The organism is Vibrio sp. 10N.222.48.A3 (assembly GCF_041475345.1).
Lineage (GTDB): Bacteria > Pseudomonadota > Gammaproteobacteria > Enterobacterales > Vibrionaceae > Vibrio > Vibrio tasmaniensis_A.
The window spans coordinates 1-478 of the sequence record NZ_JBFRVX010001638.1 but is presented as its reverse complement, the minus strand read 5'-3'; the positions used below and the strand labels follow the sequence as shown (position 1 = coordinate 478).

The window sequence follows — 478 nt, the reverse complement described above, 5'->3', positions numbered from 1 at the left end:
AGTTTGACTTTCCCCTCGTTTTTACACTCATGTCACATCAAATTGACTGACTATTTTTGAACCGCTTTGAATCTCGGGTTGGATTTACAGATGACATAGAGACGACCTCTACGCTTTACTATTTGGCAATCTGGGTGACGGCTTTTCGCACTTTTCAGTGATTTCACAACTTTCATTCTATTTAGCTCCCTTACCTAATTGACCAAAACGACGAGTGAAGTTCGCAACGCGTCCCTCTTTATGTAGCACTCGCTGTTTACCCGTATAGAAAGGATGCGACTTTGACGACACCTCAATCGTGAAGTAAGGATAAGTATTTCCGTCTTCCCATTCGATAGTGCGATCTGTTTTCAATGTTGATCCGATTAAGAAGTACTCATCGACACTGGTGTCATGAAAAACCACGGGGCGGTAATCAGGGTGGATATTCGGTTTCATTGTATTTCCCTTAAATAACTAACTTGATATGTTATAACAT

Annotated in this window: 2 protein-coding genes; both read right to left on the bottom strand. The window is 41.0% G+C overall.

The window, feature by feature from the left end; translation table 11 throughout:
• Positions 1-50: 50 nt before the first annotated feature.
• Positions 51-176, bottom strand: coding sequence for a type B 50S ribosomal protein L36 (gene ykgO, locus AB4653_RS28190; RefSeq protein WP_009847431.1), 126 nt, complete (start codon positions 174-176; stop codon positions 51-53).
• A gap of 1 nt (position 177) precedes the next feature.
• On the bottom strand, positions 178-438 hold the full coding sequence (locus AB4653_RS28185) for a type B 50S ribosomal protein L31 (RefSeq protein ID WP_009847432.1): 261 nt from the start codon (positions 436-438) through the stop codon (positions 178-180).
• Between the last annotated feature and the right edge of the window lie 40 nt (positions 439-478).